The organism is Streptomyces exfoliatus, from assembly GCF_000725545.1.
Lineage (GTDB): Bacteria > Actinomycetota > Actinomycetes > Streptomycetales > Streptomycetaceae > Streptomyces > Streptomyces exfoliatus.
The window spans coordinates 135,664-149,232 of the sequence record NZ_JNZP01000018.1 but is presented as its reverse complement, the minus strand read 5'-3'; the positions used below and the strand labels follow the sequence as shown (position 1 = coordinate 149,232).

The following is a 13,569-nucleotide window of genomic DNA, read 5'->3' as shown; positions in this document are numbered from 1 at the left end:
GAATATTCCGACTGGCGGAAAGTACAAATGGGCGCGAGGCCGCTCAGGCGTTCACTCGTTCGAGCTCGCGATGCTCTGAACGAGCGCGTGACTCTGGCGCGCGATCTCCAGCTCCTCGTCCGTCGGCACCACGGCCACCGCCACCCGCGCGTAGACCGGCGAGATCACCCGGGCCTCGTCGGAACGCACGGAGTTGAGGTCCGCGTCCACCGCGAGCCCCAGCTCCTCCAGGCCCGCGATGGCAGCCTCCCGCACCGGGGCCGCGTTCTCACCGACCCCCGCCGTGAACGCCACCGCGTCCACCCGGCCGAGCACCGCGTAGTACGCGCCGATGTACTTCTTCAGCCGGTGGACGTAGATGTCGAAGGCGAGCGCCGCCCGCTCGTCGCCCTCGTCGATCCGGCGCCGGATCTCCCGCATGTCGTTGTCGCCGCACAGTCCGACGAGACCGGACTTCTTGTTCAGCAGGACGTCGACCTCGTCCTCGTCCATGCCCGCCACCCGCTTCAGGTGGAAGGTGACCGCCGGGTCGATGTCGCCCGAGCGGGTGCCCATGACCAGTCCCTCCAGCGGGGTCAGGCCCATCGAGGTGTCCACGCACCGGCCGCCCCGCACGGCCGAGGCGGAGGCGCCGTTCCCCAGGTGCAGCACGATCACGTTCACCTCCTCCGGCTCCTTGCCGAGCAGCCTCGCCGTCTCGCGCGAGACGTACGCGTGCGAGGTGCCGTGGAAGCCGTACCGCCGGATCCGGTGCGCGTCGGCGGTCTCCACGTCGATCGCGTACCGGGCGGCCGACTCCGGCATCGTCGTGTGGAACGCCGTGTCGAAGACCGCCACCTGCGGCAGGTCGGGCCGCATCGCCATCGCCGTACGGATGCCGACGAGGTTCGCCGGGTTGTGCAGCGGCGCCACCGGCACCAGCCGTTCGATCTCCGCGAGCACCTCGTCGTCGATCACGGTCGGGGCGGTGAAACGCAGCCCGCCGTGCACCACCCGGTGGCCGATCGCCGCCAGCTCGGGCGAGTCCAGGCCGAGACCGTCCGCCGCCAGCTCCGCGGCGACCGCCTTCAGGGCGGCCGCGTGGTCGGCGATCGGGCCGGTCGTCTCGCGCTTCGCGCCGCCCTGCAGCGGGGTGTGCACGAGCCGCGAGGACGCCTCGCCGATGCGCTCCACGAGCCCCTGGGCGAGACGGCTGTCGTCGCGCATGTCGAGCAGTTGGTACTTCACCGAGGAGGAACCGGAGTTGAGGACGAGCACACGGGTGGGGGTGGTCATGCCGGGAGCTCCTGAGCCTGGGACTGGATCGCCGTGATGGCGACCGTGTTGACGATGTCGCTGACGAGCGCGCCGCGCGAGAGGTCGTTCACGGGTTTGCGCAGCCCCTGGAGCACCGGGCCGACGGCCACGGCGCCGGCCGAGCGCTGCACGGCCTTGTACGTGTTGTTGCCGGTGTTGAGGTCCGGGAAGATCAGGACGGACGCCTGACCCGCCACCTCCGAGTCCGGCAGCTTCGTCGCCGCGACCGAGGGCTCCACGGCCGCGTCGTACTGGATCGGGCCCTCGATCCGCAGCTCGGGACGCGCCTCGCGGACCAGCTTGGTCGCCTCCCGCACCTTGTCGACGTCCGCGCCCGAACCGGAGGTGCCGGTGGAGTACGAGAGCATCGCGATCCGCGGCTCCACGCCGAAACGGGCGGCGGTGGCCGCCGACTGGACCGCGATGTCCGCGAGCTGCTCCGCGTTCGGGTCCGGATTGACCGCGCAGTCGCCGTACACCAGGACCTTGTCGGCGAGGCACATGAAGAACACCGAGGAGACGATCGAGGCGTCCGGCTTGGTCTTGATGATCTCGAAGGCGGGACGGATCGTCGCCGCCGTCGAGTGCACCGAGCCCGACACCATGCCGTCGGCCAGGCCCTCCTGGACCATCAGCGTGCCGAAGTAGTTGACGTCGGAGACGACGTCGTACGCCAGCTCCACGGTGACGCCCTTGTGGGCGCGCAGCGCCGCGTACTTCTCCGCGAACGAGTCCCGCAGCTCCGAGGTCTGCGGGTCGATCAGCTGCGTACCGCGCAGGTCCACGCTCAGGTCGGCGGCCTTCTTGCGGATGGTCTCGATGTCGCCGAGCAGCGTCAGGTCGCAGACGTCACGCCGCACCAGCACGTCGGCGGCGCGCAGCACCCGCTCCTCGGTGCCCTCGGGGAGCACCACCCGGCGCCGGTCGGCGCGGGCCTGCTCGATCAGCTCGTGCTCGAACATCATCGGGGTGACCCGGCCGCTGCGGGCGACCGAGACCCGCTTGAGCAGGTCGGCCGTGTCCACATGCCGCTCGAAGAGGCCGAGGGCCGTCTCCGCCTTCCGCGGGGTGGCCGCGTTCAGCTTGCCTTCGAGGGCGAAGAGCTCGGCGGCGGTCGGGAAGCTGTTGCCCGGTACGGAGATGACCGGGGTGCCCGGCGCGAGGCGGGCCGCCAGGGTCAGGATCTCCTTGCGGGGCCGCTCGTCGAGGGTCAGCAGCACCCCCGCGATCGGCGGGGTGCCGGCCGAGTGCGCGGCCATCGCGCCGATGACGAGGTCGGCCCGGTCCCCGGGGGTGACGACCAGACAGCCGGGGGTCAGCGCGTTGAGGAAGTTCGGCAGCATCGCGCCGCCGAAGACGAAGTCCAGGGCGTCGCGCGCGAGGCCCGCGTCGTCGCCGAGGACGACGGAGGCGCCGAGGGCGTGGGTGATCTGGGCGACGGTCGGCGCGGCGAGCGCCGGCTCGTCCGGCAGGACGTAGCAGGGCACCGGAAGCCGGGCGGTGAGCCGCTCGGCGATGGCGTCCCGGTCCTCGCCCGCCACCCGGTTGACGACCACCGCGAGCACGTCGCAGCCGAGTCCGGCGTACGCCCGGAACGCGTTGCGCGTCTCGGCCCGTACGGACTCCGCCGGCTGGCCCTTGCCGCCGACGACGGGGATGACGGAGGCGCCGAACTCGTTGGCGAGCCGGGCGTTGAGCGCCAGCTCGTCGGGGAGCTGGGTGGCGGCGAAGTCGGTGCCGAGGACGAGGACGACCTCGTAGTCGCGGGCGACGGCGTGGAAGCGGTCGACGAGCCGCGAGACCAGCTCGTCGGTGCCCCGCTCGGCCTGCAGGTCCGAGGCCTCGTGGTAGTCCATGCCGTAGACCGTCGAGGGGTCCTGCGAGAGTCGGTATCGGGAGCGCAGGAGTTCGAAGAGCCGGTCGGGACCGTCGTGCACCAGCGGCCGGAACACCCCCACCCGGTCCACCTGGCGGGTGAGGAGCTCCATGACTCCCAGCTCGACGACCTGGCGGCCGTCACCGCGGTCGATCCCGGTCACGTACACGCTGCGCGTCACGCCGTGGTCTCCTGTCCAGTCCTGCGGAACTCGGGGTCTGCCTCAGTCCACCGCCGGCCGGTCCTTCGCCGGTCCGTAGCCGGTCCCTCGCCGGTCCCCGGCCGGTCAGTCGCCGGTCGGTCCCCTGCCGGTGTCCTCCGCTGCCCGTCAATCCACTGCCCTCAGAAAGCCCCGATAGGGCGGCATTACCCCCTTGACAATACCCCCGCCGATAGTTAGGTCGCCCGCCGGACAAAGGGCCCGGAAACCCGGGACGAAAGGCCTCCGCGGGGCCCGGCGGAGGGACGCGCGGAACAGCGGCGAACGCGCCCCTCAGGTCCGGCGTGTGAGAATTGCGATGGCTCACCACGGACCGCGACCGAGCAGGAGACACAGCACGATGCGCATCGGAGTTCTCACCGCAGGCGGAGACTGCCCCGGCCTGAACGCAGTGATCCGGTCGGTCGTGCACCGGGCGCTCACCGGTCACGGCGACGAAGTCATCGGCTTCGAGGACGGGTTCAAGGGCCTCCTCGACGGCCACTACCGGCCCCTCGACCTGAACGCCGTCAGCGGCATCCTGGCCCGCGGCGGCACCATCCTCGGCTCTGCCCGCCTGGAGCGGAACCGGCTGGCCGAGGCCGCCGAGTCCGCCCCCGACCTGGCCCGCGAGTACGGCATCGACGTCCTCATCCCCATCGGCGGCGAAGGCACCCTCACCGCCGCCCGGATGCTCTCCGACGCCGGCATGCCCGTCGTCGGCGTGCCGAAGACGATCGACAACGACATCTCCTCCACGGACCGCACCTTCGGCTTCGACACCGCCGTCGGCGTCGCCACCGAGGCCATGGACCGCCTCAAGACCACCGCCGAGTCCCACCAGCGGGTGATGGTCGTCGAGGTGATGGGCCGCCACGCCGGCTGGATCGCCCTGGAGTCCGGCATGGCCGGCGGCGCGCACGGCATCTGCCTGCCCGAGCGGCCCTTCCAGATCGACGACCTCGTCAAGATGGTCGAGGAGCGCTTCGCCCGCGGCAAGAAGTTCGCCGTCATCTGCGTCGCCGAGGGCGCCCATCCGGCCGAGGGCTCGATGGAGTACAAGAAGGGCGAGATCGACCAGTTCGGTCACGAGCGCTTCCAGGGCATCGGCAACCAGCTCGCCGTCGAGCTGGAGCGGCGCCTCGGCAAGGAGGCCCGCCCGGTCATCCTCGGCCACGTCCAGCGCGGCGGCACGCCGACCGCGTACGACCGGGTGCTCGCCACCCGCTTCGGCTGGCACGCGGTGGAGGCCGCGCACCGCGGCGATTTCGGACGCATGACGGCGCTGCGCGGCACGGGCGTCGAGATGGTGCCGCTCGCCGAGGCCGTCACCCAGCTCAAGACGGTCCCCGAGGACCGCATGCGCGAGGCGGAGTCCGTCTTCTGACACCGGCCGAAGTGGCCCCGACCGTCCCCCCGTGGACGGTCGGGGCCACTTCGCCGTGTCCGGCATCCCCCCGGAAACGCCGGATTCCACTCTTGAGCCGGAGCGCGGGATCAACAAGGCTGGGGGCCTGTCCCGGACATGTCCCAACCCTGTCCGGGGGAAGGAGGGCCGCGGATGACACCGGGGGAGCACACCCCTGACCCGCGCGGGGCCCGGACCCCCGCCGAGTTCCTCGCGCGCCTCCAGGCCCTCAAGGACCGGTCCGGCTTCACCTACCGCGAGCTCTCGGCGCGGGCGGAGGCACGCGGCGACCTCCTGCCCCGCTCCACCGTGGCGAACATGCTGTCCCGCGCCACCCTGCCCCGCGAGGAACTGCTGACCGCGTTCGTCCGCGCGTGCGGGGTCGCGCCGGCGGAGCTGGAGAGCTGGCGGAAGGTACGGAGGGAGCTCGCGGGGCGGGGGGCGTACGCGCCGGCGGAGGAGGCCGGGACGGAGGCGGCCGGGACGGACGAGCCGGGGCCGGAGGGGGCGGGGAGCGAGGCGGACCAGGTGCCCGGATCTCCCGCGCCGCCCTCCTCCTGGCCGGAGGCCGCCGAACCGCCGGCGACGCCGCCCCCGGGGACCCGGTTCCGGATACGGCGGGCTGTCGTCGCCACGGTCGCGGTCGCCGGCCTCGTCCTCGCCGGGGTCAGTGTCGTCGCCGCCTTCCGGGACGGCCGCACCGGGCACGCCGGGCACGGGGGACAGGCGGGGCAGCCGTCCGGTACGCCTGCCGCGCCGGCCGCCCCCGCCGCCGGGGACGTACGCATCCGGGTGACCGGTACCGACTTCTGCCTCGGCGAGCGGCGCGGCACCCGGTCCGGCCGGATCCACCAGCTGCCGTGCGCCGAGGCGGGCGTTCCGCTGTACTCCCTCGCGGCGGTGGCCGGCGGCCGGTGGAGGATCGTTTCGGACCACCCCGACTACGGCCCCGGCTGCTCCGGCATCCCCTCCGGCGGGCGGATACCGGGAGCCGCGTACGAGGACTCCGAGTGCGGTGACCCGAGCCGGGTCGAGACGTTCGCGCTCCAGCCGTACGGCACCCCCGTGCGGGGCCACCGGATCGTCCCGGTGGGCTCCGCGACGCCCGGCACCTGCGTCACCGTCACCGGTGACCGCACGGCCGCCGGGGCGCGTCTCGCCCAGGCGCCCTGCGCGCCGGACGCCGCGGGCCAGCTCTTCGTCTTCGAGAGACGTCCGGCCTCGGGAGGCTAGCGGGGGGTCTCGACCAGCCGGTCCCTGAGCGTCTCCACCACCGACGGGTCGAGCCCGACGTGGCCGGTGACGTACGCGTCCACCGAGCCGTACCGGGCGCGCAGGTCCGCGAGGAACAGTCGGATGATGTCGGCGGGGGCCCGGCCGTAGCCCGGCCAGCGGAGCTCGCGGCCCGGATGGGAGGCCCGCCAGTCGGCGATCAGCCGCTCCGTGGCCAGCTCGGTGAGCGCGAAGTCCGCGAGGATCTCCTCGTCCGGGACCCCGATGAGGGCGAGGACGACGGCCGCGAGCAGGCCCGTACGGTCCTTGCCCGACGCGCAGTGGAAGACGAGCGGCCCCTCGGCCGAGGCGATGAGCTCGAGGGCGGTACGGAGTTCCACCGCCCCGTCCTCCGCGACCTCCGCGAACCGGTCGGCGAGGTAGCGCCAGGGGTCGAGGTCCGGGTCGATCTCCGCCTGGTCGTAGGGGCGGTGCTCGATGGAGAGGTTGTGCCAGGAGACGTCCTCGGTCTCCGGCAGCCGGCCCTTGGCGGCGATCTCCCACGGGTAGCGCAGGTCGATCACCGTGGCCACGCGCAGCGCGCGGAAGCGTTGCAGGTCGGCGGGGTCGGCGTCCGCCAGCTTGGCGAGGGAGTCGGAGCGGTAGAGGGTCTCCCACCGCACGGTTCCGCCGCCGGCGGTCCGATAGCCGCCCAGGTCACGGAAGTTGTGGAGTCGTTCGAAGGGTATGTGTCGTCTCACCGCGCCAACCTACGGCCGCGGCGTCCGATGATCCAGGAACCAGCCAGGAGCCCGAAGGCACCCGCTAGGAACCGACCGCCGTCCAGAAGTGGCCGGTGATCCCGTCCAGGTACGCGCGCCCCTCGTCGCCGGTCGCGCCCGAGGCGCCCCAGCTGCTGGTCGCCGCCATCCGGGCGTGGTACTCGGTGTGGAGCCGCTGGAGGGCGGACTCCAGGATCCGCTTGGGCAGCGGCACCATCTTCACCGCCGGTTTCACGTACGCCTGCCAGCGGGTGGTGGCGGCGTCGCGCAGCAGCTCGGCGAGACGTTCGTCGCCGCCCGTCGCGGTGATCAGGGCGCGTGGACCGAGGCCGAGGACGTCGGCGAGGGCCGCCGTCTGGCGTTCGGTGCCGCGCCAGCTGCCCTCGTCCTCCATCCGCTGGTACGCGTGGGCCGCCACGCCCACCATCCTGGCCAGGTCCTCGGCGGCGAGTCCGCGGGCCATCCGGTGCTCGCGCAGGCTGGAGGCGGCGGCGATCAGCTCGGCGGGGGAGCACCAGAGGACGCCCGCGAGGGCGGTGAGCTCCTGGTCGCCTGGCGCGGCGCGGCCGCGTTCCCAGGCGACGACGGTGTCGGGGGTGACGAAGAGGCCGTACTGGGCGCGCAGGCCGTAGGCGACGTGATCGGGGGCCATGCCGAGGCCCTCACGCAGACGGCGGGCGGCCAGGGCGTTGAAGGGTGGGGAGGGTTGGTGCACCCGGCCACGGTAGGTGCGGAGGGTGACGGCTGGCTACGGTGCGTTCCGCCAAGGTCCGGCGTCGTAGGAACGTGGGAACCGATCAGTAACTGGGTGTCGAGACCATGGAAACGATCAGTCACCGACCGTGGTCGCCTTGGAAACCGTCAGTGCCCCCGGGCCGGGCCGTCGAGCCAGCGGTACTGGAGCTCGGGCCGCCCGATCTGCCCGTACTGCGGTGCGCGTACGGCCCGGCCCCCGGTGACCAGATGCTCCAGGTAGCGCCGCGCGGTGATCCTGGAGATGCCGACCGCCGCGCCCGCCTCGGCGGCGGTCAGACCCGCCGGGGTGGCCCGGAGGGTGCGGGTGACGGCCTCCAGGGTGGGGGCGCTCAGGCCCTTGGGGAGCGTGGCGGGGTGCGGGGCCCGGAGCGTGGCCAGCGCCCGGTCCACCTCGTCCTGGCCGGAGGCCTCCCCGGCGGTCGCCCGGAACTCGGCGTACCGGGCGAGCCGGTCTCGCAGGGTCGCGAAGGCGAAGGGCTTCAGGACGTACTGGACGACGCCGAGCGACACGCCCTCGCGGACGATCGCCAGGTCGCGGGCCGAGGTGACGGCGATGACGTCGGCCGAGTGCCCGGCGGCGCGCAGCGCGCGCAGCAGCTGGAGGCCGTGACCGTCGGGCAGGTAGAGGTCGAGGAGGATCAGGTCGACCGGTGTCCGGTCGAGCAGCCGCAGGGCGGCGGCCCGGGAGTGCGCGACCCCGACGACGGTGAAGCCCTCGACCCGCCCGGCGTAGAGGGCGTGCGCGTCGGCGGCGACGGGATCGTCCTCGACGACGAGCACCCGCAGGGCCGGCGCGCTCACGCGGACACCTCCGTCACGGTGCCGACCGTCGCCGCGGGCTCGGGCGGTGGCCCCGACGGGCGGGGCAGGGGCAGTCGTACGGTGAACTCCGCCCCGCCCTCCGCGGCGTCCGTGAGGTCGAGCGTGCCCGACGCGCGGGTGACCGCCTGGCCCACCAGGGCGAGGCCGATGCCACGCCCCGGGCCCCGGGTCGACCAGCCGCGGCCCAGGACCGCGTCCCGGTCGGCCGCGCGCACGCCGGGCCCGCTGTCGCCGACGCGGAGCAGCAGCTCGCCGTCGCCCGAACGGGCCGCGACCGTCACCGTCACGCGCGCGTGCGGGGTGCCGCCCACCGCCTCCACCGCGTTGTCGATCAGGTTGCCCAGGATCGTCACCAGGTCCCGGGCCGGAAGGGCGGCCGGCACGAGCCCGTCGTCGATGCGGCTGTCCTCGGTGAGGACCAGCTCCACGCCCCGCTCGTTGGCCTGCGCCGCCTTGCCGAGGAGCAGTGCCGCGAGGACGGGCTCCCCGACGGCGTCCACGACCCGGTCGGTCAGCGCCTGCGCGAGCTCAAGCTCCGCCGTCGCGAACTCCACCGCCTCGGCCACCCGGCCCAGTTCGATGAGCGACACGACCGTGTGCAGCCGGTTCGCCGCCTCGTGGGCCTGCGAGCGCAGCGCCTCCGTGAACCCGCGCTCGGAGTCCAACTCGCCGGACAGCGCCTGGAGTTCCGTACGGTCCCGGAGTGTGACGACCGTGCCGCGCCGCTCTCCGCCCACCACCGGACGGGTGTTGACCACGAGGACCCGGTCGGCCGTCAGGTGCGTCTCGTCCACGCGCGGCTCCGAGGACAGCAGGGCGCCCGTCAGCGGCGCCGGCAGCCCGAGATCCGCCGCCGGCCGGCCGACGACCCCCTCGTCCAGGCCGAGCAGCTCGCGCGCGCCGTCGTTGATGAGGGCGATCCGCCGCCGTCCGTCGAGCATCACGAGCCCTTCGCGGACCGCGTGCAGCGCGGCCTCGTGGTAGTCGTGCAGCCGGCTCAGCTCCGTCGCGTTCATGCCGTGCGTGTGGCGGCGGAGGCGCGCGTTGATGACGTACGTCCCGGCGCCGCCGAGCGCGAGCGCCGCGCCCGCCATGCCGAGCAGCGCGGTCACCTGCTCCCGTACCTGCTGACTGATCCTCTCGATCGTGATGCCCGCGCTGACCAGGGCGACGACCCGGCCGTCGTCGAAGACGGGCGCCACGGTCCGCACGGAGGGACCGAGTATCCCCAGGTGCGTCTCCGAGTACGTGCGGCCCGCCGCCGCCTCCTCGATGTGGCCGAGGTACGTGCGGCCGATCTGCGCGGGCTCGGGGTGGGTCCAGCGGGTGCCGTCCGGCGACATGATCACCACGAAGGCGACACCCGCGTGGCGGCGCAGGGACTCGGCGTACGGCTGGAGCGCAGCCGACGGGTCGGCGGAGCGGGCCGCGGCGACCACCGAAGGCGAGTCGGCGACGGCCGCGGCGGTCGCGGTCGCCTGGCGCCGCGCGGTCTCCTCGGCCTGCGCCCGGTCCGTGACGTACGCGAAGACCGCGCACCCCGCCACGACGACGGCCACGAGCACGACCTGCATCGCGAAGAGCTGGCCGGCCAGGCTGCGGGGGCGGGGGAGGGGGAGGCGCATGCGGGTAAGTGTGCACGTCGGAGTGTGCGGCGACGCGTTGCGTTCCCGAATCGTTCTCTTCCCCGGACCCTTCTCCGAAACGGTCTCGGCGTGAACGAAACGTACGTAACGGTGACCCCGGTCACAGGCTGATGGATAGTCGCGGAGTCCACCGGGACGTGGACACCCATCAGCACGAGGAGGACCCCGTGGCCGCACGACGGGACCGTACCCACTATCTGTATCTGGCCGTCATCGGAGCCGTGGTGCTCGGCATCGCGGTCGGCTTCCTGGCGCCCGGCGTCGCCGTCGAGCTCAAGCCGCTGGGCACCGGCTTCGTCAATCTGATCAAGATGATGATCTCGCCGATCATCTTCTGCACGATCGTGCTCGGCGTCGGATCGGTCCGGAAGGCCGCGAAGGTCGGCGCCGTCGGCGGCCTCGCCCTGGGCTACTTCATGGTCATGTCGACCGTCGCCCTCGCCATCGGCCTGGTCGTCGGCAACATCCTGGAGCCCGGGTCCGGGCTCCACCTCACCAAGGAGCTGGCCGAGGCCGGCGCCAAGCAGGCCGAGGGGGCGAGCGAGTCCACGCCGGACTTCCTGCTCGGGATCATCCCCAAGACCCTCGTCTCCGCCTTCACCGAGGGCGAGGTCCTCCAGACCCTCCTGGTCGCCCTGCTCGCCGGGTTCGCGCTCCAGGCCATGGGCGCGGCGGGGGAGCCGGTCCTGCGCGGGATCGGGCACATCCAGCGGCTCGTCTTCCGCATCCTCGGCATGATCATGTGGGCGGCCCCCGTCGGCGCGTTCGGCGCGATCGCCGCCGTCGTCGGCGCGACCGGCATCGATGCCCTCAAGTCCCTCGCCGTCATCATGATCGGCTTCTACGCGACCTGCGCGATCTTCGTCTTCGTGGTGCTGGGCGCGCTCCTCAAGCTGGTCGCCGGGCTCAACATCTGGACCCTCCTGAAGTACCTGGGCCGCGAGTTCCTGCTGATCCTCTCCACCTCGTCCTCGGAGTCCGCGCTCCCGCGGCTCATCGCGAAGATGGAGCACCTGGGTGTCAGCAAGCCCGTCGTCGGCATCACCGTGCCGACCGGCTACTCCTTCAACCTCGACGGCACCGCGATCTACCTGACGATGGCGTCGCTGTTCGTCGCCGAGGCGATGGGCGACCCGCTCTCGGTCGGCGAGCAGATCTCGCTCCTCGTGTTCATGATCATCGCCTCGAAGGGGGCCGCGGGCGTCACCGGCGCCGGTCTCGCCACCCTCGCGGGCGGCCTCCAGTCGCACCGGCCCGAACTGGTCGACGGCGTGGGCCTCATCGTCGGCATCGACCGCTTCATGAGCGAGGCCCGCGCCCTCACCAACTTCGCGGGCAACGCCGTCGCGACGGTGCTCGTCGGCACCTGGACGAAGGAGATCGACAAGGCGCGGGTCGCCGAGGTCCTCGCCGGCCGGGTCCCGTTCGACGAGAAGACCCTGGTCGACGACCACGCCCCGGCCTCGGTCCCGGACCAGCGGGCCGAGGAGGGCGAGGAGAAGGCGCGGGCGGGGGTGTGAAATCCGGGGGAAGGGTGCCGCTGCGCGGGTCTCCTCCCCACCCCGCCCCTTCCCGAACCGGGGGCTCCGCCCCCGGACCCCCGCCCCTCGAACTCCCCCTACGCCCTTGCGGGCGTGGGGGCCCCGGGCGGGGCTGAATTTCGGCCCGCCCTCAGCGCAGCGGCACCAACCCCCAACCAGTGCCAGGTCCCGGGCCTTGAGCCGGATCCGGGGCCCGGGGGGGAGGGCGTCCCCACCGGGGGCGCCCTTCTCGTGACGCATCCTCAGCGGCCGTTCAGCGCCGCCAACTCCTCACCCGTCAGCACGAGCGAGGACGCTCCCGCCGAGTCCCGTACCGTCTCCGGCCGGCTCGCCCCCGGGATCGGCAGCACCGTCTCCGAGCGGGCGAGCAGCCAGGCCAGTGCCACCCGCTGTGGGCTGACCCCGCGCTCCCGCGCCACCCGGTGGAAGCCCCCGAAGCCGGGGTCCTCCTCCAGGGCGGACGCCCCGTCGAGCGAGCTGCGCGAGATCCCGCCCAGCGGGCTCCACGGCAGGAAGGCCAGACCGAGTTCCGCGCAGAGCCGCAGCTCCGGCTCGCTCTCCCGGACGGCCGGCGAGTAGCGGTTCTGTACGGAGACGAGCCGGTCGCCGAGGATCTCGCGGGCCAGCAGGATCTGCGCCGTGTCCACGTTCGAGACGCCGGCGAGCCGGATCGTGCCCGCGTCCAGCAACTCCCTTATCGCGCCGAGTGATTCGGCGTACGGGACGGCCGGGTCCGGCTTGTGCAGCTGGTACAGGCCGATCGGGGTGGTCCCGAGCCGTCGGGCCGAGTCCTCCGCCGCCCTCCGCAGGTGCTCGGGCCGTCCGTCCACGGTCCAGCCGCCGTCGGCCGTCCGGCCACGGCCGCCCTTCGTCGCCACGAGGACGTCGTCCGTGCGGCCCCCGTACGCGGCCAGCGCGCGGGCCACGAGCCGCTCGCCCTCGCCGGGCGCGCCGCCCGGCGGATGGTAGGAGTCGGCGGTGTCGAGCAGGGTCACCCCCGCGTCGAGCGCCGCGTGCACGGTGGCGAGGGCCCGTGCCTCGTCCGGCCGGCCCTCGATGGAGAGCGGCATGGTGCCGAACCCGACCGCCCCGACCCGTACGTCGCCCAGCATCCTGAACCGCATCAGCGCACCTCCCCGACCGTCTCGGCCACGGCCCGCGCCAGCCACTCGGAGGAGTGCGAGAAGGAGTAACCGAGGCTGGTCGCACGGGCGTTGTCCATCCCGTACGAGCGGGCGAAGGAGAACGGCGACACCTCGCCGACCTCCACCTCCTGGAAGACCGTCCGGCCGCCGGTCCTCTTCTCGACCGCCGCGCACAGGTCGGCGGTGGTGAGCGGGCCGTGGGAGTGGGCGTTCACCGGGCCGGTGAAGTCGGCCCCGACGGCCCAGGCGAGGAAGGCGGCGATCTCCTCCACGTACACGTAGGTCGCCGGACGGTTCACCGCCGGGACGGCGATCGGCTCCCCGGCCCGGATGCGCCGCACGTAGTGGTCGAGCCGGCCGGTGAAGTCGTCGGCGCCGCCCAGCACATGGGCCACCCGCACCGAGGTCCAGGCGAAGGGCGCACCCGCCGCGAAGACCGCCTCCGCCTGCCGCTTGCCCTCCCCGTAGTGCGCCTCGCGGAACTCCGGGTCCTCCCAGGCGAGACCGGTGTCGACGGTGACCGCGTCCAGGTCGAGGGCGTCCTCGGCGAGCGGCGCGGCCGAGTCCTCGTACCCGTAGACCTCCACGGTCGACGTCATCACATAGCGTCCGGTGCGCGGGCCGAAGACGCGCAGGGCGATCTCGGCCTGGCGCGGCGTGTAGCAGACCTGGTCCACGACGACGTCGAAGGAACGGCCCGCCAGAACGGATTCCAGGGCGGCCTCGTCGTCGCGGTCGGCGACGAGATGCCCGATTCCCTCGGGGGCGCCGGAAGAACCCCGGTTGAGGAGCGTGACCCGGTGCCCGGATTCCCGCAGCAGGGCGATCAGCCGCTTTCCGAAATAGCGATTACCGCCGATGACCAGAACGTCCATCAATTCCAACT

At 73.1% G+C, this 13,569-nt stretch carries 11 protein-coding genes; 3 read left to right on the top strand and 8 right to left on the bottom strand.

Annotation, left to right across the window (positions count from 1 at the left end; genetic code table 11):
• Window positions 1–51: 51 nt before the first annotated feature.
• Together IO20_RS0122305 and pta are read right to left on the bottom strand one after the other, a co-directional pair.
• Window positions 52–1,275 (bottom strand): acetate kinase, encoded by a 1,224-nt coding sequence (locus IO20_RS0122305; RefSeq protein ID WP_030553610.1) that lies wholly within the window; start codon window positions 1,273–1,275, stop codon window positions 52–54.
• Entirely contained in the window at window positions 1,272–3,353 is a 2,082-nt protein-coding gene (gene pta / locus IO20_RS0122300; RefSeq protein WP_030553611.1) for a phosphate acetyltransferase, read from the bottom strand. The genes IO20_RS0122305 and pta overlap by 4 nt, the downstream gene beginning before the upstream one ends.
• Window positions 3,354–3,732: 379 nt before the next feature.
• Between pta and IO20_RS0122295 the strand changes: the two genes are divergently transcribed.
• Window positions 3,733–4,758 carry an ATP-dependent 6-phosphofructokinase gene (locus IO20_RS0122295; protein ID WP_030553613.1) on the top strand — a complete coding sequence of 342 codons (1,026 nt, stop codon included), beginning with the start codon at window positions 3,733–3,735 and terminating at the stop codon, window positions 4,756–4,758.
• A 174-nt stretch (window positions 4,759–4,932) separates the two neighbouring features.
• Window positions 4,933–6,012, top strand: coding sequence for a helix-turn-helix domain-containing protein (locus tag IO20_RS39825; RefSeq protein WP_037636045.1), 1,080 nt, complete (start codon window positions 4,933–4,935; stop codon window positions 6,010–6,012).
• Here the strand turns inward: IO20_RS39825 and IO20_RS0122285 are convergent.
• The 4 genes from IO20_RS0122285 to IO20_RS0122270 form a co-directional block, all read right to left on the bottom strand.
• On the bottom strand, window positions 6,009–6,752 hold the full coding sequence (locus IO20_RS0122285; protein WP_030553615.1) for a tyrosine-protein phosphatase: 744 nt from the start codon (window positions 6,750–6,752) through the stop codon (window positions 6,009–6,011). The two genes, IO20_RS39825 and IO20_RS0122285, sit on opposite strands and share 4 nt — an antisense overlap.
• Before the next feature lie 64 nt (window positions 6,753–6,816).
• Complete coding sequence (locus IO20_RS0122280; protein WP_037629574.1) at window positions 6,817–7,425, bottom strand: helix-turn-helix transcriptional regulator; 609 nt, start codon at window positions 7,423–7,425, stop codon at window positions 6,817–6,819.
• A gap of 209 nt (window positions 7,426–7,634) precedes the next feature.
• Window positions 7,635–8,330, bottom strand: a complete 696-nt coding sequence (locus IO20_RS0122275) for a response regulator (RefSeq protein ID WP_030553617.1) — start codon at window positions 8,328–8,330, stop codon at window positions 7,635–7,637.
• Complete coding sequence (locus IO20_RS0122270; RefSeq protein ID WP_030553619.1) at window positions 8,327–9,976, bottom strand: sensor histidine kinase; 1,650 nt, start codon at window positions 9,974–9,976, stop codon at window positions 8,327–8,329. The genes IO20_RS0122275 and IO20_RS0122270 overlap by 4 nt, the downstream gene beginning before the upstream one ends.
• A 131-nt stretch (window positions 9,977–10,107) precedes the next feature.
• Between IO20_RS0122270 and IO20_RS0122265 the strand changes: the two genes are divergently transcribed.
• Window positions 10,108–11,517: a cation:dicarboxylate symporter family transporter gene (locus IO20_RS0122265; RefSeq protein WP_051874632.1), complete on the top strand. Its 1,410-nt coding sequence runs from the start codon at window positions 10,108–10,110 to the stop codon at window positions 11,515–11,517.
• 263 nt (window positions 11,518–11,780) lie between these two features.
• Here the strand turns inward: IO20_RS0122265 and IO20_RS0122260 are convergent, their stop codons facing one another.
• Window positions 11,781–12,662: an aldo/keto reductase gene (locus IO20_RS0122260; RefSeq protein WP_030553622.1), complete on the bottom strand. Its 882-nt coding sequence runs from the start codon at window positions 12,660–12,662 to the stop codon at window positions 11,781–11,783.
• Window positions 12,662–13,558 carry an NAD-dependent epimerase/dehydratase family protein gene (locus IO20_RS0122255; RefSeq protein ID WP_030553624.1) on the bottom strand — a complete coding sequence of 299 codons (897 nt, stop codon included), beginning with the start codon at window positions 13,556–13,558 and terminating at the stop codon, window positions 12,662–12,664. The genes IO20_RS0122260 and IO20_RS0122255 overlap by 1 nt, the downstream gene beginning before the upstream one ends.
• Window positions 13,559–13,569: the final 11 nt, after the last annotated feature.